Annotated in this window: 29 protein-coding genes; 18 read left to right on the top strand and 11 right to left on the bottom strand. The window is 71.4% G+C overall.

What is annotated here, in order from left to right; genetic code table 11:
* Nucleotides 1-114 precede the first annotated feature (114 nt).
* The gene (locus KU893_RS01735; RefSeq protein ID WP_218232581.1) at nucleotides 115-1,392 is read left to right on the top strand and encodes a M16 family metallopeptidase; all 1,278 of its coding nucleotides are present in this window, start codon (nucleotides 115-117) and stop codon (nucleotides 1,390-1,392) included.
* A gap of 81 nt (nucleotides 1,393-1,473) precedes the next feature.
* Here the strand turns inward: KU893_RS01735 and KU893_RS01730 are convergent, their stop codons facing one another.
* Nucleotides 1,474-1,989, bottom strand: a complete 516-nt coding sequence (locus KU893_RS01730) for a class I SAM-dependent methyltransferase (protein ID WP_218232580.1) — start codon at nucleotides 1,987-1,989, stop codon at nucleotides 1,474-1,476.
* 51 nt (nucleotides 1,990-2,040) lie between these two features.
* Between KU893_RS01730 and dapB the strand changes: the two genes are divergently transcribed.
* The 3 genes from dapB (at nucleotide 2,041) to KU893_RS01715 (ending at nucleotide 5,507) form a co-directional block, all read left to right on the top strand.
* The gene (gene dapB, locus KU893_RS01725; RefSeq protein WP_218232579.1) at nucleotides 2,041-2,823 is read left to right on the top strand and encodes a 4-hydroxy-tetrahydrodipicolinate reductase; all 783 of its coding nucleotides are present in this window, start codon (nucleotides 2,041-2,043) and stop codon (nucleotides 2,821-2,823) included.
* Nucleotides 2,824-2,976: 153 nt separating this feature from the next.
* Nucleotides 2,977-4,218: an acyl-CoA dehydrogenase family protein gene (locus KU893_RS23440; RefSeq protein ID WP_218232578.1), complete on the top strand. Its 1,242-nt coding sequence runs from the start codon at nucleotides 2,977-2,979 to the stop codon at nucleotides 4,216-4,218.
* An 11-nt stretch (nucleotides 4,219-4,229) separates the two neighbouring features.
* Nucleotides 4,230-5,507, top strand: coding sequence for an acyl-CoA dehydrogenase family protein (locus KU893_RS01715; RefSeq protein ID WP_218232577.1), 1,278 nt, complete (start codon nucleotides 4,230-4,232; stop codon nucleotides 5,505-5,507).
* A gap of 29 nt (nucleotides 5,508-5,536) precedes the next feature.
* On the opposite strand, the gene KU893_RS01710 is transcribed toward KU893_RS01715, so the two are convergent.
* Entirely contained in the window at nucleotides 5,537-6,055 is a 519-nt protein-coding gene (locus KU893_RS01710; protein WP_218232576.1) for a GNAT family N-acetyltransferase, read from the bottom strand.
* A gap of 53 nt (nucleotides 6,056-6,108) precedes the next feature.
* Between KU893_RS01710 and KU893_RS01705 the strand changes: the two genes are divergently transcribed.
* Nucleotides 6,109-7,119: an aldo/keto reductase family protein gene (locus KU893_RS01705; protein ID WP_218232575.1), complete on the top strand. Its 1,011-nt coding sequence runs from the start codon at nucleotides 6,109-6,111 to the stop codon at nucleotides 7,117-7,119.
* 15 nt (nucleotides 7,120-7,134) lie between these two features.
* Here the strand turns inward: KU893_RS01705 and KU893_RS01700 are convergent, their stop codons facing one another.
* The 4 genes from KU893_RS01700 to nadA are packed head-to-tail and all read right to left on the bottom strand — an operon-like array spanning nucleotide 7,135 to nucleotide 9,966.
* The gene (locus KU893_RS01700; RefSeq protein WP_218232574.1) at nucleotides 7,135-7,791 is read right to left on the bottom strand and encodes an EthD domain-containing protein; all 657 of its coding nucleotides are present in this window, start codon (nucleotides 7,789-7,791) and stop codon (nucleotides 7,135-7,137) included.
* Between the two features lie 45 nt (nucleotides 7,792-7,836).
* Complete coding sequence (locus tag KU893_RS01695; protein WP_218232573.1) at nucleotides 7,837-8,436, bottom strand: DUF3043 domain-containing protein; 600 nt, start codon at nucleotides 8,434-8,436, stop codon at nucleotides 7,837-7,839.
* Nucleotides 8,437-8,438: 2 nt separating this feature from the next.
* Nucleotides 8,439-8,798, bottom strand: coding sequence for a zinc ribbon domain-containing protein YjdM (locus KU893_RS01690; RefSeq protein ID WP_218232572.1), 360 nt, complete (start codon nucleotides 8,796-8,798; stop codon nucleotides 8,439-8,441).
* Entirely contained in the window at nucleotides 8,791-9,966 is a 1,176-nt protein-coding gene (gene nadA, locus KU893_RS01685; RefSeq protein WP_218232571.1) for a quinolinate synthase NadA, read from the bottom strand. The genes KU893_RS01690 and nadA overlap by 8 nt, the downstream gene beginning before the upstream one ends.
* A 152-nt stretch (nucleotides 9,967-10,118) precedes the next feature.
* On the opposite strand from nadA, the gene KU893_RS01680 reads away from it, so the two are divergent.
* Nucleotides 10,119-11,327: a globin domain-containing protein gene (locus tag KU893_RS01680; protein ID WP_218232570.1), complete on the top strand. Its 1,209-nt coding sequence runs from the start codon at nucleotides 10,119-10,121 to the stop codon at nucleotides 11,325-11,327.
* A gap of 31 nt (nucleotides 11,328-11,358) precedes the next feature.
* Here KU893_RS01680 and KU893_RS01675 read toward each other — a convergent pair whose 3' ends face one another.
* Nucleotides 11,359-11,982, bottom strand: coding sequence for a helix-turn-helix domain-containing protein (locus KU893_RS01675; RefSeq protein ID WP_218232569.1), 624 nt, complete (start codon nucleotides 11,980-11,982; stop codon nucleotides 11,359-11,361).
* Between the two features lie 58 nt (nucleotides 11,983-12,040).
* Nucleotides 12,041-12,913 carry a GNAT family N-acetyltransferase gene (locus tag KU893_RS01670; RefSeq protein ID WP_218232568.1) on the bottom strand — a complete coding sequence of 291 codons (873 nt, stop codon included), beginning with the start codon at nucleotides 12,911-12,913 and terminating at the stop codon, nucleotides 12,041-12,043.
* 35 nt (nucleotides 12,914-12,948) lie between these two features.
* On the opposite strand from KU893_RS01670, the gene KU893_RS01665 reads away from it, so the two are divergent.
* The 4 genes from KU893_RS01665 to erpA all read left to right on the top strand — a co-directional run bounded on the left by KU893_RS01665 (nucleotide 12,949) and on the right by erpA (nucleotide 16,174).
* Nucleotides 12,949-14,034 (top strand): glycerate kinase family protein, encoded by a 1,086-nt coding sequence (locus KU893_RS01665; protein ID WP_218232567.1) that lies wholly within the window; start codon nucleotides 12,949-12,951, stop codon nucleotides 14,032-14,034.
* A gap of 50 nt (nucleotides 14,035-14,084) precedes the next feature.
* Nucleotides 14,085-14,555: a DUF4334 domain-containing protein gene (locus tag KU893_RS01660; protein ID WP_218232566.1), complete on the top strand. Its 471-nt coding sequence runs from the start codon at nucleotides 14,085-14,087 to the stop codon at nucleotides 14,553-14,555.
* Nucleotides 14,552-15,667 (top strand): NAD(P)-dependent alcohol dehydrogenase, encoded by a 1,116-nt coding sequence (locus tag KU893_RS01655; protein ID WP_218232565.1) that lies wholly within the window; start codon nucleotides 14,552-14,554, stop codon nucleotides 15,665-15,667. Before KU893_RS01660 ends, KU893_RS01655 begins: the two co-directional genes overlap by 4 nt.
* A gap of 90 nt (nucleotides 15,668-15,757) precedes the next feature.
* Entirely contained in the window at nucleotides 15,758-16,174 is a 417-nt protein-coding gene (gene erpA / locus KU893_RS01650) for an iron-sulfur cluster insertion protein ErpA (protein ID WP_246591536.1), read from the top strand.
* Between the two features lie 100 nt (nucleotides 16,175-16,274).
* Here erpA and KU893_RS01645 read toward each other — a convergent pair whose 3' ends face one another.
* Nucleotides 16,275-16,487, bottom strand: a complete 213-nt coding sequence (locus KU893_RS01645) for a hypothetical protein (protein ID WP_218232564.1) — start codon at nucleotides 16,485-16,487, stop codon at nucleotides 16,275-16,277.
* Between the two features lie 140 nt (nucleotides 16,488-16,627).
* On the opposite strand from KU893_RS01645, the gene KU893_RS01640 reads away from it, so the two are divergent.
* Nucleotides 16,628-17,566: a carbohydrate kinase family protein gene (locus tag KU893_RS01640; protein ID WP_218232596.1), complete on the top strand. Its 939-nt coding sequence runs from the start codon at nucleotides 16,628-16,630 to the stop codon at nucleotides 17,564-17,566.
* On the opposite strand, the gene KU893_RS23075 is transcribed toward KU893_RS01640, so the two are convergent.
* Nucleotides 17,559-17,789 carry a sulfurtransferase TusA family protein gene (locus KU893_RS23075; protein WP_218232563.1) on the bottom strand — a complete coding sequence of 77 codons (231 nt, stop codon included), beginning with the start codon at nucleotides 17,787-17,789 and terminating at the stop codon, nucleotides 17,559-17,561. The two genes, KU893_RS01640 and KU893_RS23075, sit on opposite strands and share 8 nt — an antisense overlap.
* The gene (locus tag KU893_RS01630; protein WP_218232562.1) at nucleotides 17,786-18,904 is read right to left on the bottom strand and encodes a cysteine desulfurase family protein; all 1,119 of its coding nucleotides are present in this window, start codon (nucleotides 18,902-18,904) and stop codon (nucleotides 17,786-17,788) included. The genes KU893_RS23075 and KU893_RS01630 overlap by 4 nt, the downstream gene beginning before the upstream one ends.
* A gap of 149 nt (nucleotides 18,905-19,053) precedes the next feature.
* Between KU893_RS01630 and ctaC the strand changes: the two genes are divergently transcribed.
* From ctaC to KU893_RS01595, 7 genes are all read left to right on the top strand, one after another.
* A complete protein-coding gene (gene ctaC, locus KU893_RS01625; RefSeq protein ID WP_443678867.1) occupies nucleotides 19,054-19,914 on the top strand; it encodes an aa3-type cytochrome oxidase subunit II in 861 nt (286 codons plus the stop codon).
* Nucleotides 19,911-21,599: an aa3-type cytochrome oxidase subunit I gene (gene ctaD / locus KU893_RS01620; RefSeq protein WP_218232560.1), complete on the top strand. Its 1,689-nt coding sequence runs from the start codon at nucleotides 19,911-19,913 to the stop codon at nucleotides 21,597-21,599. Before ctaC ends, ctaD begins: the two co-directional genes overlap by 4 nt.
* On the top strand, nucleotides 21,599-22,015 hold the full coding sequence (locus KU893_RS01615) for a cytochrome c oxidase subunit 4 (protein ID WP_218232559.1): 417 nt from the start codon (nucleotides 21,599-21,601) through the stop codon (nucleotides 22,013-22,015). The genes ctaD and KU893_RS01615 overlap by 1 nt, the downstream gene beginning before the upstream one ends.
* A 115-nt stretch (nucleotides 22,016-22,130) precedes the next feature.
* Nucleotides 22,131-23,345, top strand: a complete 1,215-nt coding sequence (locus KU893_RS01610; RefSeq protein WP_257441019.1) for a L,D-transpeptidase — start codon at nucleotides 22,131-22,133, stop codon at nucleotides 23,343-23,345.
* A gap of 20 nt (nucleotides 23,346-23,365) precedes the next feature.
* On the top strand, nucleotides 23,366-24,526 hold the full coding sequence (locus KU893_RS01605; protein ID WP_218232558.1) for a glycosyltransferase family 4 protein: 1,161 nt from the start codon (nucleotides 23,366-23,368) through the stop codon (nucleotides 24,524-24,526).
* Nucleotides 24,523-25,617 (top strand): glycosyltransferase family 4 protein, encoded by a 1,095-nt coding sequence (locus KU893_RS01600; protein WP_218232557.1) that lies wholly within the window; start codon nucleotides 24,523-24,525, stop codon nucleotides 25,615-25,617. Before KU893_RS01605 ends, KU893_RS01600 begins: the two co-directional genes overlap by 4 nt.
* 9 nt (nucleotides 25,618-25,626) lie before the next feature.
* Nucleotides 25,627-26,223, top strand: a complete 597-nt coding sequence (locus KU893_RS01595) for a class I SAM-dependent methyltransferase (protein ID WP_218232556.1) — start codon at nucleotides 25,627-25,629, stop codon at nucleotides 26,221-26,223.
* Nucleotide 26,224 lies beyond the last annotated feature (1 nt).

Raw genomic sequence — 26,224 nt, 5'->3', positions numbered from 1 at the left:
TTTGTTTTCTCCCCCGGTGACCCCACCCCCCCCCCCCGCCGGCCCGCCGGGGGGGCGGCGGCCCCCCCCTCGGCCGTTTCCCGTGCGGGAGCGTCGACCCGGACCCTCGAGACCGTGCGCGACCAGGGCGGTCAGGTCACCTCCCTGGTCCGCCGCACCCAGCTGCCGTCGGGGCTGCGCATCGTCACCGAGCAGATGGCCGGGGCACGCTCCGCGGCCGTCGGCGTCTGGGTGGGCGTCGGGTCCCGCGACGAGCGGGCCGCGACCCACGGCGCGTCGCACTTCCTCGAGCACCTGCTGTTCAAGGGCACCACCGAGCGCACCGCACTCGACATCTCCATCGAGCTCGATGCGGTGGGTGGTGAGTTCAACGCGTTCACCGCGAAGGAGTACACCTGCTTCCACGCGCGGGTGCTCTCCGACGACCTGCCGCTGGCGGTCGACGTGCTCGGCGACATGATCACCGGCTCGCTCATCGCGACCCACGACGTCGACGCCGAGCGCGACGTCATCCTCGACGAGATCGCCATGCACGACGACGACCCCGACGACGTCGTGCAGAACCTGTTGGCCGAGCTCGCCTGGGGTGCCGACGCGGCGCTGGGCCGCCCGATCGCGGGGACCACCGGCTCGATCGAGGCGATGACCCCGGCGCAGATCAAGCGCTTCTACCGGCGCCACTACGTGCCGGCCAACACCGTCATCTCGGTCGCCGGCGCGCTCGAGCACGCGGCCGTCGTACGCGCGGTGAAGAAGGCGTTCGGGCGCCACGGCTGGCTCGACGAGCAGGCCGCCCCCCTCGCCCCCCGGACGACGACCGCCCGGCGCCGCCCGAAGGTGCTCGCCGCCGACGGTCGGGTCGACCGGCCCTTCGAGCAGGTCAACCTGGTCCTCGGGCGCGAGGGCCTGACCCGCGACGACGACCGGCGCTACGCCCTCGGCGTGCTCAACACCGCGCTGGGCGGCGGCACGTCGAGCCGGCTGTTCCAGGAGGTCCGCGAGCTGCGCGGGCTGGCCTACTCGGTCTACTCCTTCGCCAGCCACTATGCCGACTCCGGCCTCGTGGGGGTCGCCGTGGGCTGCCTGCCGGACCGCACCGACGAGGTGTTGACGGTGATCCGCGAGCAGCTCGACCTGATCGCTTCCGAAGGGATCAGCGACGACGAGCTGGTCCGCGGCAAGGGGCAGCTGGTCGGCGGGATGATCCTGGGCCTGGAGGACTCCGGCTCACGGATGATGCGCCTGGGCAAGAACGAGCTGGTCAACGGCGAGGTGCTCGGCATCGACGAGGTGATCGCCCGGATCGAGGCGGTCACGCTCGACGACGTCCGCGAGATCGCCGCCGAGGTCTTCGGGCGCCCCGAGCTGCTGGCGCTGGTCGGGCCGGCCTGAGGGAACGGTTCGACTACCGGGATCGTCGCGCTCAGCGCGCGCTGAGGACGGTTCCGGTCGTCGAACCGCCGGCCGGAGGCGTCAGCGACGGCCGATGATGCCGATGACGGGCGGCATCTTGGAGTCGACGATGTAGACGCGGAAGCCGCCGTCGCGCAGCTGCTCGGAGGCCTTGGCGAGGATGTCCGGCACCTGCTCGGGCCGCGAGGTGTCGAAGAACAGGTTGACCGAGCCGCCGGGCATCAGCCGCTCGTGGAGGAGGGCGATCTCCTCGTGCGCGTCGCGCACCCAGAACAGGTTGACGTCGAACGCGAAGACCTTCGTCAGCCGCTTGACCGGCACCCGGAGGGTGGCCAGGTCGATCTGACGCACCGTGAGCTTGCCGGCAGCGATGTGGTCGGCGCAGCGGGCCTTGGTGCGGTCCACGCCGGCCTCGGACCGGTCGATCGCGAACATCTTGCCCTTGCCCTCGAGGCGGCGGCAGATGAGGTCCGCGGCCGCGCCATTTCCGCAGCCGATCTCCAGCACGTGGTCGTTGGGCTGGACGTCCATGAAGTCCACCGCCCATCGGATCCGGGCCGGGATCTTGTTCACCATGGGGGTCAGCCTGCCAGAACGCGTGCCGGGGTGACGCACTACCTTGGTGCCGTGAGTTCACGTGTCGCGGATCAGGGTGCCGCCGAGCGCCTCCAGGTGGGCGTTCTCGGGGCCCGGGGCAAGGTCGGGGCCGAGGTCGTCAAGGCCGTCGAGAGCGCCGACGACCTGGACCTCACCGTGGGTGTCGACCAGGGCGACCCGGTCGCCTCGCTGGTCGACAGCGGGACCCAGGTCGTCGTCGACTTCACCCATCCCGACGTGGTGATGGACAACCTGCGCTTCTGCATCGAGAACGGCATCCACGCCGTCGTCGGTACGACGGGCTTCGACGACGCGCGCCTCGAGACGCTGCGCGGGTGGCTGGCCGAGAGCCCCGGCACCGGTGTCCTCATCGCCCCCAACTTCTCCATCGGCGCGATCTTGATGATGCGGTTCTCCGCCATCGCCGCGCCCTTCTTCGAGTCGGTCGAGGTCGTCGAGCTGCACCACCCGACGAAGGCCGATGCCCCGAGCGGCACCGCCAGCCGGACGGCGGAGCTGATCGCGGCCGCCCGCCGTGAGGCCGGCAGCGCGCCGATCCCCGACGCGACCAGCACCGGTCTCGAGGGCGCCCGCGGCGCCGACGTCGACGGCGTCCGCGTCCACAGCGTGCGCGTGCGTGGCCTGGTCGCCCACCAGGAGGTCATCCTGGGCGGCCTGGGGGAGACCCTCACCATCCGCCACGACTCGCTCGACCGGGTCTCGTTCACGCCCGGCGTGCTGACCGGCGTGCGCAGGATCGGCTCGTTCCCCGGCCTCACCGTCGGGCTCGAGCACTTCCTCGACCTGGGTTGAGCCGGCGCCCGGGCGCCCGGGCGTGGCGGACGGGACGTCGAGAGATTTCTCCGATGGCCCCATCGGAAGTTCGGTGGCTCGGGGGCTCGGGCTCGGACGGTCCTTCCGGTTTAATCGAGTAAGTCACTCGACTTTAATCCGAAGGAGTTCTTCGTGACGCTCACAACCGACGCCCCGGGCAGCGTGGACCGCGACGGCCGGCCCACCACCCCCTCGGAGTGGATCGCCCGCGCCCGGGAGGTGGCCAGCCAGCTGGCGGTTGACGCCGTCGAGCGCGACCGGGCCAACCAGCCGCCGGTAGCCGAGGTGGCCCTCCTCAAGCGGTCCGGCCTCGTCACGCTCCTCGGGCCGAGCCAGTACGGCGGCGCACAGCAGGACTGGACGACCGCGCTCCAGGTGGTCCGAGCCGTGTCGGCCGGGGACGGCTCGATCGGTCAGCTGCTCGGCTACCACTACCTGTGGTCGTGGGCCGCCCGCCTCGTCGGCACGCCCGAGCAGATCGAGGCGGTCGAGCAGGCTGCCACCACGGAGCAGTGGTTCTACGGGGGAGCGGTCAACCCGCGCGACTCGGACCTGGCCATTCGCGTCGAGGGTGACGAGCTGGTGTTCTCCGGCGAGAAGTCGTTCTCGACCGGCGGTCGGATCTCCGACGCCACCGTGCTCGAGGGCGTCATCGAGGGCACCGACCAGCATGTCTTCGCGATCGTGCCCACCAAGCAGCCCGGCATCCGCTTCAAGGGCGACTGGGATGCGCTCGGCCAGCGCCTGACGGAGAGCGGCGGCGTCGTCATCGACGGCGTGCGGGTGCCCTGGGCGGCCGCCGCCGGGTACGTCGAGGAGGACGGTCGCCACGTGTTCGTCCCGCGTGTCTACAACACGCTCAACGTGCCGCTGATCCAGATCATCTTCGCGAACATCTACGTCGGCATCGCCGAGGGCGCACTCGCCACCGCCGCCACCTACACGCGCGAGAAGACCCGTGCCTGGCCGTACACGCCTGACCTGAAGAGCCGCGCCGCCGACGAGTTCTACGTCGTCGAGACCTATGGCGAGCTCCGCTCGAAGCTCTGGGCGGCCGAGGCCCTCACCGACCGGGCCGCGACGTACATCGAGGCGATCAACGCCCATGCCGACTCCGTCACCGAGCGCGAGCGCGGCGAGGCCGCGGTCGTGGTCGCCGCGGCCAAGCAGGTCGCGATCGAGGTCGGCCTGGAGATCGGCCAGCGGGTGTACGACGTCACCGGTGCACGCGCGACCGCCAGCAGCGTCGGGCTGGACATCTTCTGGCGCAACATCCGCACCCACAGCCTCCACGACCCGGTCGCCCACAAGCGTGCGGAGGTCGGTCGCTACGCCTTGCTCGGCGAGATCCCCGAGCCGACCTGGTACACGTGAGGGGCGCGACGATGAGTGTTCACGGACCCGCGCACGACAGCCCGACCTATCGCCGCCTGCGGGATCGCTTCGCCCCCGTCCTCGAGTCGATCGCCCAGGGCGCGTTGCAGCGCGAGCTGGATCGAGAGCTTCCGCACGAGCAGGTGCGGGCGCTCAAGGAGGCCGGCTTCGGTGCCGTCCGAGTCCCCGTCGAGGCCGGTGGTTCCGGCGCGTCGGTGGTCGACCTGACCGCGCTCTGGATCGATCTCGCCGCCGCTGACAACAACCTGGCGCAGGCGCTGCGTGGTCATGCCGCCCTGGTCGAGGACCGGCTCTGGCAGCACGCCCGCGGGGACGGTCAGGCTCGGTGGTTCGCGCGCTTCGTGGCCGGTGAGATCGCCGGCAACGCCTGGTCGGAGGTCGGTTCGACGTCGATCGACTCGCAGCGCACCGTCCTGACGCCTGTCGAGGACCGGTCGGCGGGCGACTGGGTGGTCGACGGCACGAAGTACTACTCGACCGGGTCGATCTTCGCCGAGTGGGCCGACGTCTACGCGCGCCGCGTGCTGCCGGAGGGGGGTGAGGACTTCGCCATCGCCCTGGTCGACCTGCGCTCACCCGGCGTGTCGGTCGTCGACGACTGGGACGGTTTCGGCCAGCGCGGCACGGGCAGCGGCACCGCGACCTTCGCCGGCGTACTGGTGCCCGGTGAGGACGTGCTGCCGTTCGGTGAGCGCTTCGTCTACCAGACGGCGCTGTACCAGCTGAACCTGCTCGCCACACTGGCCGGCATCGGCCGGGCGGCGCTCACCGACGTGGTGGAGCAGGTACGGCGGCGCACCCGCAACTTCTCCCACGCCAACGCGGAGCGTGTCCGGGACGACCCGCAGGTGCTCGCCCGGGTCGGCGAGATCGCCGCGCGCGTGTACGCCGCGGAGGCGGCCACCCTGCGGGTGGCCGCCGCCGTCCAGCGGGTGGCGGACGCTCAGGGATCGGCCGAGGAGAATGCGCTCAACGAGGCTGCGGAGGTCGAGTCCGCGGCCGCGCAGGTCGTCGTGTCGGACCTGATCCTCAGCGCTGCCAGCGACCTGTTCGACACCCTGGGGGCCTCGAGCACCTCGACGGCGCTCGCGCTGGACCGACACTGGCGCAACGCCCGCACCGTCGCCTCCCACAACCCGCGGATCCTCAAGCAGCGGGTCGTCGGCGCCCACCTCGTCAACGGCACGCCGCCGCCGTACGCGTGGGCGATCGGTCGCACCGAGCGCGGTGCAGATCCGGTCGCGGATCCGGTCTCGTCCCCGGCTTGAACGACCCGGGCCATCGGGTGCACAGCCGGCTATGCCAGGGCGGTGTGCAGCCGTACCTGCTTGAGCGTCGTTCCGGCCTCGTCGGCGAGCTCCCGGCTCGCCCCGTCCGCGTCCCAGCCGGCGCTGGTCAGGAACGCCCGCAGCACGTCGTCGGTCGCCTCGATCCAGCACACCGCACGGGTGAAGCCGTCGGCCTGGAGCGTGTCGGCGCAGGCCTGGAGCAGCCGCGAGCCGTGCCCCGCGCGGGTGACGTCCGGTCCGATCGTGAACTCCGCCATCTCGCCGTCGGTGGCCGGGTCGGCATCGGGATCCGTGTTCGGTCCGGTCAGCGCGAAGCCGACGACCTGGTCGCCCGCGAGCGCCACGAGAGCACGGTGGCGAGCCTCCGGCGGCCGGGAGAGGGACTGGCGCCAGGCGGCGGCGAGGGTGTCGCCGTCGAGCGCCGGGTCGGCGTCGTACCGCAGCTGCCAGGCGCGGAGCTGGACAGCGGCGATCCCGGGGGCGTCGGCGGGCCAGGCGACCCGGACGGAGACGTCGGCAACGACCATGCCCGTCATCTTGTCAGGGGGCCGGTCTGGTGCCACCCCCTAGGGTCGTGGGCATGGAGATTCGCAACCTCGGGGCGAGTGGCCTCCGCATCTCGGCCATCGCCTACGGCAACTGGATCACCCACGGCTCCCAGGTCGAGGAGGGCGGCGCGCTGGCCTGTGTGCGCCGCGCGCTCGACGAGGGGATCACCACCTTCGACACCGCCGACGTCTACGCCAACACCGCCGCCGAGACCGTGCTCGGCCGGGCGCTGGCGGGGGAGCGGCGCGAGGGCCTCGAGATCTGCACCAAGGTCTTCTGGCCCACCGGCCCCGGGAAGCACAACGACCACGGCCTGTCCCGCAAGCACATCCTGGAGTCGATCGACGGGTCGCTGCGCCGGCTCGGCACCGACTACGTCGACCTCTACCAGGCACACCGCTACGACCACGAGACGCCGCTCGAGGAGACCATGGTCGCCTTCGCGGACGTCGTGCGCTCCGGCAAGGCCCTCTACATCGGCGTCTCGGAGTGGCGGGCCGAGGAGATCCGCGCGGCCGCCGAGCTGGCCCGCGAGCTGCGGGTCCCGCTCGTCTCCAACCAGCCGCAGTACTCCATGCTGTGGCGGGTCATCGAGGCCGAGGTGGTCCCGACGTCGAAGGAGCTCGGGATCGGACAGATCGTGTGGTCGCCGATCGCGCAGGGCGTGCTGACCGGCAAGTACCGGCCGGGCCAGGCGCCGCCGGCCGGCTCCCGCGCGACCGACGAGAAGGGTGGCGCCGACGACATCAGCCGGTGGCTGCGCGACGACGTGCTCGAGCGGGTGCAGCTGTTGCGCCCCGTCGCCGACCAGGCCGGGCTGTCCCTCGCGCAGCTGGCGGTCGCCTGGGTGCTGCAGAACGACAACGTCTCGGCGGCCATCATCGGCGCCAGCCGGCCCGAGCAGGTCACCGAGAACGTCAAGGCCGCGGGCGTCACGCTGGACGCCGACACGCTGGCCGCGATCGACCGGGTCCTCGCCGGTGTCGTCACCACCGATCCCGCGCTGACCCGCTCGCCGCGGCGCTCGGAGGTCCTCGGCTGAGCCGTTCCCGGCTGCTCAGAGGGTGAACACGTAGCGGCTGGTCGGCACCAGGTCGAGGCCCTCGGCGGCGCCGAACCGGGCGCAGCTGTCCATCAGCGTGGTGAACCGGCGCTGGAGCTCCTCCTCGTCGCCCCGGCTGCCGTAGAACGCGTGCGGGTCGGCCATCGCCGCCATCGGGAACAGCTCCTCGACGATGCCGCTCACGTCCCTCCCGCCGTCGGTCAGGTGCTCGACGACCGGGTTCTGCACGTAGCCGAAGGTGCCCTGGGTGTCGATCGCGACCTGCGTGTGCCGGTCCAGCCAGTCCGAGCGCCACGCGGCGTGGGACATCGCCTCCGGGCGGCGCAGGAACGCCAGGTTCGCCAGCGCGTCGGCCCGGACGCCGTCCGGCACCGCGGGCGGTGCCAGTGGCGCACGCTCCTCGACCGACCAGGCGTACGCGTCGGGGTCGTGCCGCCGTACGACGGCGAGGAGGGGTGTGGGGTCCTGCTCGGTCCACACCGTCACCACGGCCGTGATCGGCGTGCCGGGGCCGAACCTCATCGCCGGCGCGACCGCGTCGTCGTCGAGGTTCACCTGGAGCCGGAAGGCGCCGGTCGCGGCGACCTGCGCACGGAATGCGGGCTCGATCAGCGCGGGACCGGCCCCGTGCAGGGCGGCGATGACCTTCATGCGCGGAAACCTAGCGGATGCTTGGTCGCCGGTCCGCGAGAAGTGCTACCTGTCGTAGTCCTCGGGCAACGGCTGGCCGATCTTCACGCGGGCCTTGGGCAGGCGCATGAACTTCATCTGCATCGACCGGGTCAGCGCGTAGTAGGTCGTGCCCTTGAGGGGCTCGTCGGGGAAGCGCTGCTTCAGCTCGCGACGCAGCCGGAACCGGAGCACCAGCATGTCGGTCACCACGAACAGCACGGTGGCGAGCAGGACCATGCTGCTGGCCTGCACGAGCGCCGAGCTGCCGGTGTAGCCGAGCATCAGGCCGATGATCATCAGCGGGATGACCAACTCGACGATGGAGAACCGCCGGTCGACGTAGTCGCGGATGAACCGGCGTACGCGGCCCTTGTCGCGCGGTAGGAAGTAGCGCTCGTCGCCGCTCTTCATGCCCTGGCGGATCTTGCGGCTCTCCTCGGCGCGGAACTCGCGCTGGCGGCGCGAGGCCTCGCGACGGTCGGCGGGCGCCTTGGCGCGCGCCTTCGCGGCGGCCTCGGCCTCCTTGCGGGTGGGCGTCGGCCGGCCCTTGCCGCCGGCCTTGCCCTCGGCCGCGACCGGGGCGGTCGGCTCGGGTGCGGTGGGCGACTTGGTGCGCTTGAACACGATCAGGCCTTCCGGACCACGCTGGACTTCAGCTGCATCGGGCCGAAGCCGTCGACCTTCGCGTCGATGTCGTGGTCGCCCACGCCCTGCACGAGGCGGATGCCTCGCACCTTGGTGCCGGACTTGATGGGCTTGGGGGCGCCCTTGACCGGCAGGTCCTTGACGATGATGACGTCGTCGCCGTCGGCGAGCGGGGTGCCGTTCACGTCCTTGACCAGGCTGGCCTCGGCCTCGGCGGCGGCCTCGGCGGCGGCCTCGGAGGGCGACCACTCGTGGGCGCACTCCGGGCAGACGAGCAGGTCGCCCATCTCGTAGGTGTACTCGCTCGAGCACTCCGGGCAGGCGGGCAGGGTGTCAGTCACGGTGGGACTTTCCGGGCAGGTCCAGCATCCGCTGGAGGGCGGTCAGGGCATCGGTCTCGGTCTGCGGGTCGACCTCGATCTGGTTGACGACGACCCCGTCGACCAGGTTCTCGAGCGCCCACACGAAGTGGGGGAGGTCGATCCGGTTCATCGTCGAGCAGTAGCAGACGTTGCGGTCCAAGAACATGATGTTCTTGTCCGGGTGCGCGTTGGCCAGGCGCTGCACGAGGTTGAGCTCGGTGCCGATGGCCCAGCTCGAGCCGGCGGGCGCCGCCTCGATGGTCTTGATGATGAACTCGGTGGACCCGACCAGGTCGGCCTTGAGGACGACCTCGTGCTGGCACTCGGGGTGGACCAGGACGTTGAGGTCCTCGACCTTGGCGCGCAGCTCGTCGATGACCTCCGCGGAGAACCGGCCGTGGACCGAGCAGTGGCCCTTCCACAGGATCATCCGGGCACCGGCGAGCTCCTCGGCGGTGAGCCCGCCGTTGGGGAGCAGCGGGTTCCACACGACGCACTCGTCGAGGGAGTAGCCGAGCTGGAGGACCGCGGTGTTGCGGCCGAGGTGCTGGTCGGGCAGGAACAGGACCTTCGTGTCCTCGCCCTTCTGGGCGAACGCCCAGTCGAGGGCCACCTCGGCGTTGGAGGAGGTGCACACGACGCCGCCGTTGCGCCCGCAGAACGCCTTGATGGCGGCGCTGGAGTTCATGTAGGTGACCGGGACCACCACGTCCTGCATGCCGGCGGTCGCGAGGGCCTCCCAGGCGCGCTCCACCTGGGCGATCCGCGCCATGTCGGCCATCGAGCAGCCGGCGGCGAGGTCCGGGAGGATCACCTTCTGCTCGGGACCGGTCAGGATGTCGGCGGACTCGGCCATGAAGTGCACGCCGCAGAAGACGATGTACTCCGCGTCCGGACGCGCCGCCGCGTCGCGGGCCAACTTGAAGGAGTCGCCGGTGACGTCGGCGAACTGGATGACCTCGTCGCGCTGGTAGTGGTGCCCGAGCACGAACAGCCGGTCGCCCAGCTTCTCCTTGGCCGCGCGGGCCCGCGCCACGAGGTCCGGGTCCGAGGGCGCCGGCAGGTCGCCGGGGCAGTCGACGCCGCGTTCGGAGAGCGCGTCCGTGCCGCGGCCCAGGGGCAGCAGCGGGAGGTCCACGGTGGTCATGGCCTCATCCTAGGTCGGGCGCGGATCCCGACGTTCCCCGGCCAGCCCCCGTGAGCACCGGCGAATAGTCACGGTCGAACCCGGAACGGCGCACCGCTCCCGTGGACAGGATCAGGCGTTCGTCCACCACCCAGCCTCACCAAGGGGTCCCCATGAAGCTGTCCACCGAGTCCGAAGCCGTCGTCGCCGCCACCGCGGGCGCCGTCGCCGAGCACGCCGAGGCGATCACCCGCGTCTTCTACCCGGACATGTTCGCCGCCCACCCGGAGCTGCTCGACGTGTTCAACCGGGCGAACCAGGCGGTCGGCGAGCAGCCGAAGGCGCTCGCCGCGTCGGTCGTCGCCTTCGCCGTCCAGCTCATCGACCCGGATGCTCCGGACTTCGGTCCGGTGCTGCGCCGCATCGCCCACAAGCACGTCTCCCTGGGCATCCACGCCGCCCAGTACACGATCGTGGGGCACCACCTGCTCAAGGCGGTCAAGACGGTGCTGGGTGACGCGGTCACGCCGGAGGTCGCGGCCGCCTGGGACGAGGTGTACTGGCTCTTCGCCACCGCCCTGATCGCCGAGGAGGCCCGCCTGTACGCCGGCCAGGGCACCGATCCGGCCCACCCGTGGCGTCCGCACCGGGTCGCCGAGCGGGTCGAGGAGTCCGAGGACGTGTTCTCGCTCGTGCTCGTCCCCCTCGAGGGCGAGGTCCTCCCGCACCGCACCGGCCAGTACGTCGCGATCGCCGTCGACCTGCCCGACGGCACCCGGCAACCGCGCCAGTACACGATCTCCTCCGGCCCGGGCAACGACTCGCTGCGAGTGACGATCAAGCGGATGCGCGGCATCGACGGCGCCCCCGACGGCCAGGTGTCCGGCTGGCTGCACGAGCACGCCGTCCCCGGCGCCGTCCTGGACGTCTCCCAGCCCTGCGGCGACGTCGTGCTCGACGAGTCCGACGTCCCCCTGGTGCTGGTGTCCGCCGGCATCGGCATCACGCCGGTGGTGGCGATCATGGCGGACCTGTCGCGCCGCCAGCCGTCCCGGACGGTGCGGCTGTTCCACGCCGACCGGTCCCACGACGACCACACCCTCTACCGGGAGCTGCGGCGCAAGGTGCTGGCGATGACGGACGCCCGCGCGCAGAACTGGTACGAGGAGGGTGCCGAGGCCGCGCCCACCCTGCACCCGGCACGGGCGGGCTACATGGACCTCTCGGACGTGGAGATCCCGGAGCGGGCCCAGGTGGTGATGTGCGGCCCGATCCCGTTCATGCAGGAGGCGCGCCGGACGCTGATCGGGCAGGGCGTGCAGTCGGCCAACATCCACTACGAGGTGTTCGGGCCCGACCTGTGGGCGCAGCAGCCCGCCTGACCCGGCCTGACCCGGCCGGACCCGGCCGCCCTCAGCCGGCGGTGTCGGTGCGGCGGAGCCGGACCACGCAGGACGCCGGGGTGACGAACGGCTGCAGGGTGCCCAGCTCCAGCGGCCCGGGCACCTGCGCGAGCATCGACTCGACCAGTCGGGTGTGGACCGAGCACACCATCGGCCGCTCCTCGGCACTCACGTCGCCGTAGTGGCACGGAGTCAGCCCGATCGTCAGGTCCTCGACGTCGACCACGGGCTCCAGGCCGGTGTCGTCGAGGTGCTCGTAGAGCACGTCGAGCTGGTGGGCGGCCCGCGGACCGAGCGTCGAGCCGTGATCGGGATGCGGGGCGACCTTGCGCAGCAGGTCGCCCCGCTGGGTGGCCTCCGCGGCCCGCTGCGCCGCGCGAGGGTTCTGCCGGGTGTCGCGCACGGGGAAGAACGCGATCGGCGGGCGTCCGCGCCGACGGGTGGCGACGGTGTGACGGGCGACCAGTCCCTCGTCCTCGAGCACGCGGAGGTGGTCGCGCGCGGTGTTGACGTGCAGTCCCGTCGCCTCGGCGACGTCGGCCAGCCGGCTGCCGGGCCGGTGTTGGACGGCCCGCAGCACCTTCAGCCGGCCCAGCGGGGTGAGGCCGCGGAAGTCGTGTGCACGGCGAGGCATGGGGCTCCCTGATCGGAGGCGACCCGGTGGTCGCACCAACGGGCCCATCGTATCGCCGTCACAGCAGCGCCCCGTGGTGCACGTACGGCGCCGGCGGGCTCATGCCGCGCAGGCCGAGGAACCCGCGGGCGACCGGGTCCATCCGTGCGGCCAGCGCGACCTCGACCGCCCAGTAGTTCGCCGAGGTCACGTGGGCGACCTCGTAGTGCCCCTCGGCACCGGCGAGGCACTCCCACAACAGGGTGCGGGCGGTGTCGTCGTCGCTGGCGGCGAGCAGCGCCAGGACCCGGCCGTCGGTGTACGCATAGCCGGCACGGTCGGTCGTGACGACCAGCATGCCGGCGGCCATGAGCCGCTCGTGGTCGGGACCGTGCGGGCCGCCACGGTGGGAGCGGTCGAGGTCGTCCATCCACCCGAGGTCGCCCGGACCGCCGTCGCGCACGCCGGTGACCGCCGGGAGGGCGGACCGGTCGACAGCGCCGTGCAGGGTGAGCTGGGGGTGCAGCCGGAACCCGGCGTGGTGGTAGCGGCGCAGGGCCCGCGGGTCGACGGAGGCGGCGAGCATCCCGCGAGGCGCGTCGGCGCCGTACGCCACCGCTGCCTCGAGGACCCGGGCGCCGATCCCGGCGCCCTGCCGGCCCGGCTGCACCGCGAAGGTCGCCAGGCACCAGACCTGCTCCCGGAGGTAGCCGGTGGCGAAGCCGACCACCTCGCCGTCGCACTCGGCGACCCATGAGCCGCCGGGGTCGGAGGCGAGGAAGGCGCGGGTGCGGGCCGCCCAGGCCGCGCTGTGCTCGGGGGAGCGTCGCTGGGGCGCGGGAGCCGAGGGAGGCCGGTGTGCGGCGTCGAGGGCGAAGAAGGCGTCGTCACTGATCCGCTCGGCCAGGGGCACGTCGGGGTCGGCCATCGGTCGGATCAGCACGTCCTGCACACCCGCGACCGTAGACGTCCACCATGATGGGACGCATGCGGATTCTGGTCGCCCCCGACAAGTTCGCGGGCACCCTGACGGCGGTCGAGGCGGCCGAGGCGATCGCGGCCGGCTGGCACCGGCACGCTCCGGACGACGAGGTGGTGCTCGCCCCCATGTCGGACGGCGGGCCCGGCTTCGTCGACGTGCTGCACGCGACCCTCGGCGGCGAGCTGCTGGCCGTCGTGGCGGAGGCGCCCCAGGGCCACGAGGTGCCGGCCACGATCCTCCTGGTCGGCGACACCGTCTACATCGAGAGCGCGCAGGTGTGTGGGGTCCACCTCACCGGCGGCCGGCTCGGCGAGTTCGGTACGACGGTCGGGGTCGGCCGGCTGCTCCTCGAAGCCGTCAACGCCGGCGCACGCCGGGTGGTCGTCGGGCTCGGCGGGTCCGGCACCAACGACGGCGGTGCCGGGCTGCTCGCCGCCCTCGGCGCCGACGCCGACGTCGCCCTCGACGTCGGTGGGATCTTCCTCGACGGCGTGACCCGGGTCGACCTCAGCATCCCCCGGGGCCTGGTCGACGGCGTCGAGATCGTCGCGGCGACCGACGTCGACAACCCGCTCACCGGCCTGTTCGGGGCGAGCAAGACGTTCGGTCCTCAGAAGGGTCTCGACGAGGAGACCCAGGTGCTGCTCGACGGCTTCCTCGACAGGTTCGCGGCCGCGACCGACCGCAGGACCGCGCTCGAGCCGGGCGCGGGCGCGGCCGGCGGCCTCGGCTTCGCCCTCATGCTGCTCGGCGGCACCCGGGTGTCGGGGATCGAGCTGGTCGCGGAGGCGGTCGGCCTCGTCCGGCAGGCCGGCGACGCCGACCTGGTGATCACCGGCGAGGGGGCCTTCGACTTCAGCAGCCGGGCCGGCAAGGTCCCGGCCGGCGTCGCGGCGATCGCCGCCGACGCGTTGCGCCCGTGCGTGGCTCTCGCCGGCCAGGTCCTGGTCGGCTCCCGCGAGATGCGCGCGCTCGGCATGGACGCGGCGTACTCGCTCGTCGACGCCGTGGGGGAGCAGCGGGCCTTCGCCGACCCGGCGGGCTCGCTGACCGAGCTCGCCGCCCGGGTGGCGCGCACCTGGTCGAGCTGAACCGACCGACCCCCTCGCCTCGGACCTGGAACGTGTTCTAGATTGCCCGGGTGACGGACATCAGGACGCGCTTCGACGCGCTGCGGACCGCCGGGCACGCGGATCCCGCCGACCTCGACGCCCTCTGGGCGGATCTCGCGACCGTGGAGGTGGAGGAGATGCTCGGCGCCTGGCGGGGCGGTGACTTCGCCACCGGGCACGTCGTCAGCACCGTGCTGGAGAAGGTGCGCTGGCACGGCAAGCGCTTCGAGGGCCCGCTCGAGGCGGTCCCGCTGGTCTGCCGGGGCGAGGACGGCGAGCTCTACTCCAACCTCGCGGCCGGTGGCGGCGGCGAGGCGTCGCTGTGGCCGGTCGGCTTCCGCGGGGAGGTCACCGCGACCATGGTCTACGACAAGCTGCCCGTCTTCGACCACTTCAAGAAGGTCGACGACGACACCGTCATGGGCATCATGAACGGCAAGCTCGCGTCCACCTTCGGCATCGACGACCTCTACTACTTCTGGCTGGAGCGTGACGCATGAGGACGACTGCCTACCTCGTCGAGGAGCCCGGGGGCGACTTCGTCGCCGCCGAGGTCGAGCTCGACGAGCCCCGTGACGACGAGGTGCTGGTCCGGATCGTCGCGACCGGCCTGTGCCACACCGACCTGACGGTCCCGACCATGTTGCCGCAGGAGATGCTGCCGACGGTGGTCGGTCACGAGGGCACCGGTGTGGTCGAGAAGGTCGGCGCCGCCGTCGCCGGCATCGAGGTCGGCGACCATGTCGTGCTGAGCTTCCGCTCCTGCCGGCAGTGCGCCCCGTGCCGCGCCGGCGACGTCGGGTACTGCGAGCAGTCCCTGCTGCTCAACTACATGGGCATGCGCGCCGACGGCTCGACCACGATGAGGCGGGCCCTCGCCGACGGGCACAGCCAGACGGTCTTCGGCAGCTTCTTCGGCCAGTCCAGCCTGGCCCGCCACGCGCTCGCGTACGCCGACAACTGCGTCGTCGTCGACAAGTCCCTCGACCTGACCCGGCTGGCGCCCTTCGCCTGCGGCTTCCAGACCGGGGCCGGCACGGTGCTCAATGTCCTCGACCCCGCGCCCGGCGACAGCATCGTCGTGTACGGCGCCGGCGCGGTCGGCCTCGCCGCCGTCGCCGCCGCCCGGGGCGCCGGCGTGGAGAGCGTGGTCGCCGTCGACCCGGTCGCCTCCCGGCGCGAGGTGGCCGAGGGCTACGGGGCGACCGCGCTCGACCCGACCGAGGAGGGTGCGGCGCCCGTCGAGGACCGGGTCCGCGAGCTGACCGGCGGCGGGGCGACGTACGCCGTCGACACGACCGCCATCCCGGCCGTCGTGCTGCAGGCGCAACGCTCGCTGCGGCCCCGCGGTGTGCTGGTCGCACTGGGCCTGGGCGCGCCGGAGTACACGATCGACGCGATCGACCTGCTCCAGTCCGGCAAGATCATCCGCTCCTCGATCGAGGGGGAGGCCGACCCGCTGGTCACCATCCCCGAGCTGATCGCGCTGCGGGCGGCGGGGAGGTTCGACGTCGACCGCCTCGTGACGACGTACCCCTTCGAGAAGATCGCCGACGCCGTCGCCGACTCGCGGGCGGGAACCGTGGTCAAGCCGGTCCTCGTGTGGTCCTGAGCGGGTTTGCGGGGAATAACCACGACTGTGCGACCATTGGGGTGGTCGAACACCCTTCGGCTAGACAGCCTTGACAGACCTGGAGTGAGCATGAGCGACAGCTGCTGCGGAGGCGGCCACAGCCACGAGGCCCCCGGCACCACCACGACGGTTGCGGCCCCCGTGGACCTCGACCGCCGTGAGGACCAGATCAACCTGAGCCCGGTGGCGGCCACGAAGGTGAAGAGCCTGCTCGAGCAGGAAGGTCGCGACGACCTCTCCCTGCGGATCTCGGTGCAGCCGGGTGGCTGCTCGGGCCTGCGCTACCAGCTCTTCTTCGACGAGCGCACCCTCGACGGTGACGTCGTCACCGACTTCGACGGCGTGGCCGTCGTCGTCGACCGGATGAGCGTGCCCTACCTCAACGGTGCGGTGATCGACTTCGTCGACACCATCGAGAAGCAGGGCTTCACGATCGACAACCCGAACGCCACGGGTTCCTGCGCCTGCGGCGACTCGTTCCACTGACGGGTTGAGTTGCCACTTTCTCACCGTTGAGATGCCAGAACCGCACGGGTCACCCGTGCGGTTCTGGCATTTCAAGCGCGAGAAAGTGGCAACTCAACGTTCAGTCGAGGTGGAGGTGCAGCGCGTTCGCGAGGCGCTGGGCGGCCTCGGAGATCTGGATGTCGCGCTTGGCCACCTCGCGGGGGCGCTCGTCGAAGTGGATGCTGGGGGCAGGACGGGTGGCCTTGACGGCGGCGTCCTGGAGGCGGCGGCTCACCGCCTGGCAGTCGGCGATCAGGTCGGCGGGGGCAGCGATCTCTTCGTACGGCGGCATGTCCTCGACGCTAGGCGTTACTTTCGGGTAGACCCAGAGGGAACGCCGTCGCGACGGCTACCGCTGGGTTAACCTTTCGTATCGTGACTGCACCCACGGGCTCCCTCCTGATCGCCGGCTCGATCGCCACCGACCACCTGATGACCTTCGCCGGCAGGTTCGCCGACTCGCTGGTCGTCGAGCAGCTCGACAAGCTGTCGGTCTCCTTCCTGGTCAACGACCTCGAGATCCGCCGCGGCGGCGTGGCCCCCAACATGTGCTTCGGCCTGGCCCGGCTCGGTCTGCGCCCGGTGCTCGTCGGCGCCGCGGGCGAGGACTTCGCCGACTACCGCTCGTGGCTCGAGCGCCACGGCGTCGACTGCGACTCCGTGCACATCTCGGAGAACAAGCACACCGCCCGCTTCGTGTGCACCACCGACACCACGATGGCCCAGTTCGCGTCCTTCTACCCGGGTGCGATGAGCGAGGCCAGCCAGATCGAGCTGCACCCGATCGTCGAGCGCGTCGGCGAGCCGACCTACGTCCTCATCGGCGCCGACGACCCCGACGCCATGAAGCGGCACACCGAGGAGTGCCGCCAGCGCGGCTACGCCTTCATCGCCGACTGCTCCCAGCAGCTCGCGTTCGCCGAGGGCGACCTGATCCGCGACCTGATCGACGGCGCCGCGATCCTGTTCTCCAACGAGTACGAGTCGCACGTCATCGAGAAGAAGACCGGCTGGAGCGCCGAGGAGGTCCTCTCCAAGGTGGGCCTGCAGGTCACCACGCTCGGTAAGGACGGGGTGCGGGTCACCTCCAGCGACGGCACCTCGTTCGAGGTCCCGGCGGCCAAGGACGTCGCCGCACTCGAGCCCACCGGCGTCGGCGACGCGTTCCGGGGCGGGTTCCTGGCCGCTCTGACGTGGGGCACCTCGCTCGAGCGGGCCGCCCAGGTCGGCTGCGTGCTCGCCGCCTACGTCGTCGAGACGGTCGGCACCCAGGAGTACGACTTCACCCACGAGCAGTTCGTGGCCCGGATCCGCGACTCGTACGGCGCCGAGGCGGCCGACGAGGTCGCCAAGCACCTCGAGGTCAGCTGACTCGTCGGACCACGTAGCGGGGCGCGCCGTCGGCGGCGCGCTCCTCTCCGACGTACTCCTGCCCGCGCATCCGGCACCAGGCCGGCACGTCGTGCCGCGCCGCCGGGTCGTGGGCGACGACGGCGAGCTGGTCGCCGACCTCCACCGACGGCAGCGCCTTCGCCAGCTCGATGATCGGCCGCGGGCAGGGCAGGTCGCGGCAGTCGATCTCGGTCGTCCTCACAGGCCCGCCTCCGCCCGGATCCGGCCGACCTCGTCGGCAAGTGCGCCGCAGAACGCCTCGACCTCCTCGGCCGTGGTGTCCCGGCCGAGCGAGACCCGCACGTTGCCGTGGGTGAGTGCTCCCATCGCGGCCAGCACGTGGCTCGGCTCGAGGGTGGAGGCGGTGCAGGCCGAACCGCTGGCGACGCCGAATCCCCGGCGGGCGAGCGCCGAGACGATCTCGTCGCCGCCGACGTAGAGGCACGAGAAGGTCACCAGGTGGGGGAGCCGGGCCACCGGGTCGCCGACGACCTCGGTGTCGGGCAGGTTCGCGGCGGCCGCCCGGATCCGGTCGACCAGCGCGTGCTGCCGGGCCGCGACCTCCTCCCGCTCCGCGAGGACGGCCTGCAGCGCGGCGGCCGCGGCGAGCGCGGCCGGGACGTCCGGGAACCCGCCCAACTGGTCCAGGCCGTCATCGCCCGGGAACGGGTTGGTCCACCGGGTGCCGCGGCGCACCACCAGCACGCCGACGCCGGCCGGCCCGCCCCACTTGTGCGCCGACGCGGTGAGCGCGTCCCAGCGTCGGGGAAGCGGTGCGTGTCCGGCAGCGGCGGCCGCGTCCACGAGCAGGGGTACGCCGGCCGGCAGGTCGAGGTCGTCGACGCGCTGCACCGTCCCGACCTCCTGGTTGGCGGCCTGGAGCGCCACCGCGCCCACCCCGGCCTCGCGTGCTCCCGCGGCCATCGCGGCCAGGTCGACGTGGCCGAGCGCGTCGACAGGGATGCGGCGGTGGGCAGGGGAAGGACGCCACGCGGCGGCGTGCAGCACCGCGGAGTGCTCGACGGCGCCGTGGACGATCCCGTCGCGGCCCGTGGCGGCGGTCAGGCCCAGCAGCCCCCGGTGGACGGCGTCGGTGCCGGAGGCGGCGAAGCCCACCTCGTCGGGCCGGGCGCCGAGGCACTGCGCCACGACCGCCCGTGCGTTGTCGAGGAGCAGCCGCGCGTCGCGCCCGGCGGCATGCAGGCGCCGCGGGTCGCCGTACCCCCGGTCGAGGGCGGCCAGCAGGGTGTCCCGGGCCGCCGGGTGGAGCGGGGACGACGAGGCCGAGTCGAGGTAGACCTCGGAGGTGCTGCTCACCCGTCGACCATAGTTGAGCGGGGTCCGTACGCTCGTTCCACGCTCACCGGAGGACCCACGAGTCCCGGAAGACCCACCCGCCGCCCCTGCCGGGGTCGTACTCCGCTAGTCTTCGTAGTGGTTCTGACCCTCGAGAGGAAGGCTCGTTCGTGGGCTGGTGGCACCCCGAGCGCACGCGCGGAGCGCAGCGACGTTTCCGTCGCGCGACCCCGCTCGCCGGATTCGTCGTACTCGCGCTGGCGTTGTCCGGCTGCTCGACCGATACCCAGTGGGAACGGTTCGGCATGCCGGAGATCACGTCCAAGCAGGGCGAGCACATCCTGCACCTGTGGCAGGGCGCCTGGATCGCCGCATTGGTGACGGGTGTCGTCACCTGGGCGCTGATCATCGGTGTCCCGCTGTGGTTCCGTCGTCGCAGTGACGACGAGGTCCCGGTGCAGACGCGCTACAACCTGCCGATCGAGATCTTCTACACGATCTTCCCGGTCATCATGGTCATCGCGTTCTTCTCGCAGACCGTGCGGGTGCAGAACCTCGCGCTCGAGCACGATGACAACCCGGACGTCGTCGTCACGGTCGTCGGCCAGAAGTGGCAGTGGACGTTCAACCAGCCGTACGAGGGCGAGTACGTCTTCGTCTCCGGCACCGGTGAGGACATCCCGGACCTGGTGATCCCGGTCGACAAGACGATCGAGTTCCAGCTCCGCAGCCCCGACGTGATCCACAACTTCGGCATCCCGGCCTTCGCGATGCGCATGGACGTCGTGCCGGGCAACGAGAACTCCTACCAGGTGACGCCCACCGAGATCGGCAAGTACGCCGGCAAGTGCTACGAGCTGTGCGGCGCCTACCACTCGCGGATGCTCTTCAACGTGAAGGTCGTCTCGGAGGCCGACTACGAGGCCTACCTCGCCGACCTGGCGAAGAACCCCGACAACGTCGCGGAGCAGCCCGTCGAAGGCGGCAAGTACGCCAAGCAGCCCATCAACGACGAGGGAGAGCACGAGTGACCACTCTCGCGCGTTCCGCGGACCTCAGCCAGCGCAAGCCGCTCGGCCAGCAGATCGTCCGCGCACTGACCACGACCGACCACAAGCTGATCGGCAACCTGTACTTCTTCACGGCGCTCGCCTGGTTCATGGCCGGCGGCCTCATGGCGCTCCTGATCCGTTCCGAGCTCGCCTACCCGGGCAGCCAGCTCGTCAACGAGGAGCTCTACAACCAGCTCTTCACCATGCACGGCACGGTGATGCTGCTGCTGTTCGCGACGCCGCTGTTCTTCGGGTTCGGCAACGCGATCATGCCGCTGCAGATCGGTGCGCCAGACGTCGCGTTCCCGCGCCTGAACATGTTCAGCTACTGGCTGTACCTGTTCGGCGGCCTGATCGCGGCGGCCGGGTTCCTCACGCCGCAGGGCGCCGCGTCGTTCGGCTGGTTCGCCTACGCTCCGCTCTCGGACTCGGTCAACAGCCCCGGCGTCGGCGGCGACCTGTGGATCATGGGCCTGTGGATGGGTGGTCTCGGCACCATCCTCGGCGCGGTCAACTTCATCACGACCATCATCTGCATGCGTGCCCCCGGCATGACCATGTTCCGGATGTCGATCTTCACCTGGACGGTGCTGATCACCTCGATCCTGGTGCTCATCGCGTTCCCGATCCTCGCCGGCGCGCTGCTGTCCCTCGAGGCCGACCGTCAGCTCGGGGCCCACGTCTTCGACAGCTCCCACGGCGGCCCGATCCTGTGGCAGCACCTGTTCTGGTTCTTCGGGCACCCCGAGGTCTACATCATCGCGCTGCCGTTCTTCGGCATCGTCTCCGAGATCCTCCCGGTCTTCAGCCGCAAGCCGATCTTCGGCTACATCGGCCTGGTCGGTGCGACGCTCGGCATCGCGATCCTCTCGGTGGCGGTGTGGGCCCACCACATGTTCGTCACAGGGGCGGTCAACCTGCCGTTCTTCTCCGGCATGACCTTCTTGATCGCCGTACCGACGGGCGTGAAGTTCTTCAACTGGATCGGCACCATGTGGGGCGGATCGATCCGCATGGACACGCCCATGCTCTGGTCGATCGGCTTCCTGACGACCTTCCTCTTCGGTGGTCTGACCGGTGTCATCCTGGCGAGCCCGCCGCTCGACTTCCACGTCTCCGACTCCTACTTCGTGGTGGCGCACTTCCACTACACGGTGTTCGGCACGGTCGTCTTCGCGATGTTCGCCGGCTTCTACTTCTGGTGGCCCAAGTTCACCGGGCGGATGCTCGACGAGCGCCTCGGCAAGATCCACTTCTGGCTGCTGTTCGTCGGCTTCCACACCACCTTCCTGGTCCAGCACTGGCTGGGTGTGGAGGGCATGGCCCGCCGCTACGCGGACTACCTGCCCAGCGACGGCTTCACCACGCTCAACCAGGTCTCGACGATCGGCGCGTTCATCCTCGCGACCTCGATGCTGCCGTTCTTCTACAACGTCTACGTCTCCCGCCGGGGTCCGCTCGTCAACACCGACGACCCGTGGGGCTGGGGCCGGTCGCTGGAGTGGGCCACGAGTTGCCCGCCGCCGCGCCACAACTTCAACTCCATCCCGCGGATCCGCTCGGAGTCGCCGGCGTTCGACCTCCACCACCCGGAGATCGCCGCCATCGAGATGTACGACGAGCCGGTCGCCGCGGGCGCCGGTGCCAAGGAGGTCGACGCCTGATGAAGGTCGAAGCATGGATCTTCGGCGTGACCACGGTCTTCCTGGTCCTGGTCAGCCCGGCGTACTGGTTCATCACCGACGGCAGCGAGCACGGCGCTGACTGGACCGGCACGTCGGCCCTGGTGATGACCACGCTGCTGAGCGCCATGGTCGCGCTGTACCTGGGCTTCCACGCCAACCGGATGGACTCCCGCCCGGAGGACCTCAAGGACGGTGAGATCGCGGACGGTGCCGGCGAGATGGGCTTCTTCCCGCCCTACTCCTGGTGGCCGCTGTGGTGCGCCGCCACGCTCGGCCTGATCGTCTTCTCGCTCGCCGTGCTGGCCTGGTGGCTGTTCATCATCGCCGTCGTGCTCGGCGCTGTGGCGGTCAGCGGCTGGATCTTCGAGTACTACCGGGGCGTCTACGCCCACTGAACATCGGGCTGAGCCCCTCGCAACGCCTCTCGTCGGCGGTGTCCCACCTTTCGGTGTGACACCGCCGACGTGCTTCCAACCCCGAATCCGGGGGACCGGCAGGTACCCTCGTCGAGTGCCTTCCCCGCTGACACGCCCTCGTTCGCGCGCCCTGCGCGCCGCCGCCGCACTGGCTGCCGTGGCTCTCGTCGCGTCCGCCTGCGACGGCTCGGGCTTCGTGCCCGGCGTTGCCTCGCCGGGGGAGGACGACAGCACGCCGGCGGCTGCCACCGAGGCCGTCGTCACGACCAACGTCAAGGACGACGCGACCGGCGTACCGGTCGACAAGGTCGTCAAGGTGAAGGCCGACAAGGGCACGCTCACCACGGTCGTCGTCCGGTCCAAGGCCGGTCGCGTCGAGGGCGAGATCCGCGCCGACGGGACCCGGTGGGTGGCCACCGGCGGGCTCGAGCCCGGCACCCGCTACCGGGTGCGCGCCGTGGCCCGCAACGGCGACGGCAAGGACGTGGAGGACATCTCGACCTTCACCACCGAGGCACTCGGCCTCGACCGGCAGACCTACGCCTCGATCGCACCCCTGCAGGGGGAGACGGTCGGTGTCGGCATGCCGGTGATCGTCACCTTCGACCTCCCCGTCACCGACCAGGCGAGCTTCGAGAAGCACATGACCGTCACCTCCACGCCGGCCCAGGCCGGCTCCTGGTACTGGGTCAGCAGCACGGAGGCGCACTGGCGGCCCGAGACCTACTGGCAGGCCGGTACCAAGGTCAGTGTCGCCGTCGACGTCAACGGCGTCGGCGCCGGCGGTGGGATCTACGGCCAGGAGGACCGCGACGTCGACTTCGAGGTCGGCGCCGCGCACGTCTACAAGGTCAACGCCCGCACCCATCAGATGAAGGTGTTCGAGAACGGCAAGCTGGTCCGCACGCTGCCCATCACCACCGGCAAGCCGGGCTTCACCACCCGCTCGGGCGTCAAGGTGATCATGGAGAAGTACGCCCAGAAGCGGATGAACTCCGAGACCGTCGGCATCGCCCGCGGCTCCGCCGAGGCCTACGACATCGACGACGTCAAGTGGGCCATGCGCCTGACCAGCTCCGGTGAGTTCATCCACGCCGCTCCGTGGTCGGTCGGCTCCCAGGGCCACGCCAACGTCTCGCACGGCTGCACCGGCATGAGCACCGACAACGCTGCCTGGCTCTACGCCATGACCCGTCGTGGGGACGTCGTCGAGTACGTCGGCACCGACCGCCCCATGGAGCCCGGCAACGGCTGGGGCGACTGGAACATCGCCTGGAACGAGTACGCCGCCGGCTCCGCGCTCAGCTGAGCGCCCGCAACGTCGGCACCATGCGGATCGCGATCGCCTACGACTGCCTCTACCCCTGGACCCTGGGGGGAGGCGAGCGGCAGTACCGTGCGTTCGCGGAGGAGTTCGTGGCCCAGGGCCACGAGGTCAGCTACCTGACGCGCCGGCAGTGGGACGGCCCGGTGCCGGAGGTCCGTGGGGTCGAGGTCGTCGCGGTCGCCGGCCGTGCCGTCCTGCACGACGGCTCCGGCGCTCGCCGGCCGGGACCCGCTCTGGGGTTCGCTGTGCGCCTGTTCGCGCACCTGCTGCGCAACCGCCGTCGGTACGACGCCGTTCTTGTCAGCGCGCTGCCGGCGACCAACGTGCCGGCGGTGCGCGGCGCGCTGCTCGGGTCGCGGACCGCGGTGGCGGCTGACTGGCTGGAGGTCTGGACGCCCCAGCGCTGGCGTGACTACAGCGGGCCCGTGCTCGGCCGCGTGGCGTGGGCCCTGCAGCGGCTGGCAGCGCGGCTCTCGCCCGTGGCGACCTGTCACTCGGCCTTGAATGCTGCTCGCCTGGTCGACAGCGGGCTGCGGTCGACGCCGTTGCGCAGCCCCGGCCTGGTGTTTCCCGAGGACCACGGTCCCGCGTTCCTCGAACCACCGCGGCGGCCGCACGTCATCTACGTCGGGCGCCACATCGAGGACAAGCACGTCGACGCCCTGCCTGCGGCGATCGCCGCCGCGCGCAGACATCTCCCGGGCCTGACCGCGACCATCTATGGCGACGGCCCCTGCCGGGAGGACGTCCGCCGGGAGGTGGAGCGCCTCGGCCTGGAGGACGTGGTCGCTCTCCCGGGTTTCGTCGAGCGCGCCGAGTTCGACCATGCACTGCGGACGGCCTCGGTGCTGGTCAATCCGTCGGGTCGGGAGGGCTACGGGCTCGTGGTGGTCGAGGCGATGGCGGCGGGCACTCCGGTGGTGGTCGTCGACGGGCCGGACAACGCGTCGGTCGAGCTGGTCGATCCGGGGCTCAACGGCGCGGTGGCGCGCACGACCGATGCTGAGGACCTGGCGGCCGCGATCGTCGAGGTGATCGAGCGGGGCGCGGAGCTCCGACGCAGCGCTCGGGCCTGGTACGACGAGCACGCGCGGACCGGCTCCGTGGCCGTCACGGCGCGACGCATCCTCGCGGCCATCGAGGCACGGGTGGAGGCGGGATGACGAGTGCGCCGCTGCGTGTGGCGGTCGAGCTGGTCTACTTCACGGGCCGCAAGGGGGGCACCGAGAGCTATGCGCGCCGGCTGCTCCCGGCGCTCGCGGCACATCCGGGGGTCGAGCTGGTCGGCATCGGCGGGCGAGAGCTCCGCGGGCCGCAGGGCGCCTGGTTCCCGGGTGAGCTGGTGCACCTGCCGGTCTCCGGCGAGAACCGGGTGCAGTGGGCAGCAGCGGTTGCCTTCGCCGTCGGCCCGCGGGCGCGCCTGCTGGGCGCGGACGTCCTGCACTGTCCTGCGAACTTCGGGCCAGCCTTCCGCGCGTTGCCCACCGTGGTGACCGTGCACGACCTGCTGCCCCTCAAGCACCCGGAATGGGTCCCGGGCGGCCGCTCGGAGGGCGTCCGACGACTCCAGCTGCGCACGATCAAGGTGGCCGACCGGCTCCTGGCCGACAGCGCTGCCACTGCTGCCGACATCACCACGCTCACCGGCCGTCGTCCGGACGACGTCGACGTCGCGTTGCTCGGCGCCCCGGCCGGGGCGCGAGGGGAGCGCCGGCCTTCCGCGCGCCCGTTCCTCCTGGCCGGTGGCAACCGGATGCCCCACAAGAACTTCGCGCTCCTGATCGAGGCCTGGTCCCTGATTCCGGCGGCCGAGCGACCCCTGCTCGTCCTCACCGGGAGTCATGGCGCGGACCCGCTGCGCGACGAGGTGGAGCGCCACGGTCTGCACGACGACGTCCTCCTGCGCGGCTGGGTGGACGCTGCGGAGCTCGCTGACCTGTACGCCTCTGCCACCGGCTACGTCTTCCCGACCCTGTTCGAAGGCTTCGGGCTTCCCGTGGTCGAGGCCATGGCGGCAGGGTGCCCGGTGCTCGGCTCCGACATCGAGGTCCTCCACGAGGTCGGGGACACGGCGATGACGTACTTCGACCCGACGTCGGCTGCGGAGATCGCCGCTGCGGTGCGTCGGCTGGTGGGCGATCCGGTGCTCCAGGACCAGCTGCGCCGGGCCGGGCTCGCCCGCGTCAGGAGCCTGACCTGGGACCGGACGGCACGGAGCACACTGACCGCCCTGCGCCGCGCCGCCGGACACTAGACTCCCGCCGTGGGCTATCACGAATGGCATGCGCGGCCCGGCTACTACCGTGACGTCGTACGCCACTTCGAACCGGGCAGCCGACTGCTCGACGTCGGCTGCGGCACGGGCTGGCTCTCCGAGGACTTCCCGGCCTACGTCGGCCTCGACCACGTGCCGGCTGCGGTCGACGCGGCCCGGGAACGGGGTGTCGACGTACGCCTGGTCGACCTCGAGCAACCGCTGCCGCTCCCGGACGCGAGCTTCGACGGCGTCGTGCTCAAGGACGTGCTCGAGCACCTGCTCGATCCTGCTGCCGTGGTGGGGGAGACCCTTCGAGTCCTGCGGCCCGGGGGGCGGGTGTTCGCATCGTCGCCCGACGCCCAGCGTTGGGCGTGGCACGACTACACCCACCGGCGACCGTGGACCCGCACGGCGATGCGGCGGATCTTCGCCGACCACGGGTTCGAGGTGCTCCGGGTCTCCTACGAGAGCGTCGCTCCGGGGACGGGCATCGTGTCGGGATGGTTCCCGCGCAAGCGTCGGCCGCGGGTGCTGGCGCTGCTGGCGTGGTTGCCGTGGTGGCGTCGCAACGTCTGGATCCTGGCACGCCGGCCGGAGTCCTGAG

Origin of the sequence: Nocardioides daeguensis (assembly GCF_019192965.1) — a bacterium.
In the GTDB taxonomy this organism is placed as follows: Bacteria; Actinomycetota; Actinomycetes; order Propionibacteriales; family Nocardioidaceae; genus Nocardioides; species Nocardioides daeguensis.
Note: the sequence above shows the minus strand (reverse complement) of the source record. Positions and strands in the feature narration are given on the sequence as shown.

What these genes read in the sequence shown, in the direction of transcription:
- KU893_RS01730 (WP_218232580.1), bottom strand. Translation starts at nt 1,989, where the DNA reads ATGGTGAACAAGATCCCGGCCCGGATCCGATGGGCGGTGGACTTCATG.
- KU893_RS01715 (WP_218232577.1), top strand. Translation starts at nt 4,230, where the DNA reads ATGAGTGTTCACGGACCCGCGCACGACAGCCCGACCTATCGCCGCCTG.
- KU893_RS01710 (WP_218232576.1), bottom strand. Translation starts at nt 6,055, where the DNA reads ATGGTCGTTGCCGACGTCTCCGTCCGGGTCGCCTGGCCCGCCGACGCC.
- KU893_RS01705 (WP_218232575.1), top strand. Translation starts at nt 6,109, where the DNA reads ATGGAGATTCGCAACCTCGGGGCGAGTGGCCTCCGCATCTCGGCCATC.
- KU893_RS01700 (WP_218232574.1), bottom strand. Translation starts at nt 7,791, where the DNA reads ATGAAGGTCATCGCCGCCCTGCACGGGGCCGGTCCCGCGCTGATCGAG.
- nadA (WP_218232571.1), bottom strand. Translation starts at nt 9,966, where the DNA reads ATGACCACCGTGGACCTCCCGCTGCTGCCCCTGGGCCGCGGCACGGAC.
- KU893_RS01680 (WP_218232570.1), top strand. Translation starts at nt 10,119, where the DNA reads ATGAAGCTGTCCACCGAGTCCGAAGCCGTCGTCGCCGCCACCGCGGGC.
- KU893_RS01675 (WP_218232569.1), bottom strand. Translation starts at nt 11,982, where the DNA reads ATGCCTCGCCGTGCACACGACTTCCGCGGCCTCACCCCGCTGGGCCGG.
- KU893_RS01665 (WP_218232567.1), top strand. Translation starts at nt 12,949, where the DNA reads ATGCGGATTCTGGTCGCCCCCGACAAGTTCGCGGGCACCCTGACGGCG.
- KU893_RS01655 (WP_218232565.1), top strand. Translation starts at nt 14,552, where the DNA reads ATGAGGACGACTGCCTACCTCGTCGAGGAGCCCGGGGGCGACTTCGTC.
- erpA (WP_246591536.1), top strand. Translation starts at nt 15,758, where the DNA reads ATGAGCGACAGCTGCTGCGGAGGCGGCCACAGCCACGAGGCCCCCGGC.
- KU893_RS01645 (WP_218232564.1), bottom strand. Translation starts at nt 16,487, where the DNA reads ATGCCGCCGTACGAAGAGATCGCTGCCCCCGCCGACCTGATCGCCGAC.
- KU893_RS01640 (WP_218232596.1), top strand. Translation starts at nt 16,628, where the DNA reads ATGACCTTCGCCGGCAGGTTCGCCGACTCGCTGGTCGTCGAGCAGCTC.
- KU893_RS01615 (WP_218232559.1), top strand. Translation starts at nt 21,599, where the DNA reads ATGAAGGTCGAAGCATGGATCTTCGGCGTGACCACGGTCTTCCTGGTC.
- KU893_RS01605 (WP_218232558.1), top strand. Translation starts at nt 23,366, where the DNA reads ATGCGGATCGCGATCGCCTACGACTGCCTCTACCCCTGGACCCTGGGG.
- KU893_RS01600 (WP_218232557.1), top strand. Translation starts at nt 24,523, where the DNA reads ATGACGAGTGCGCCGCTGCGTGTGGCGGTCGAGCTGGTCTACTTCACG.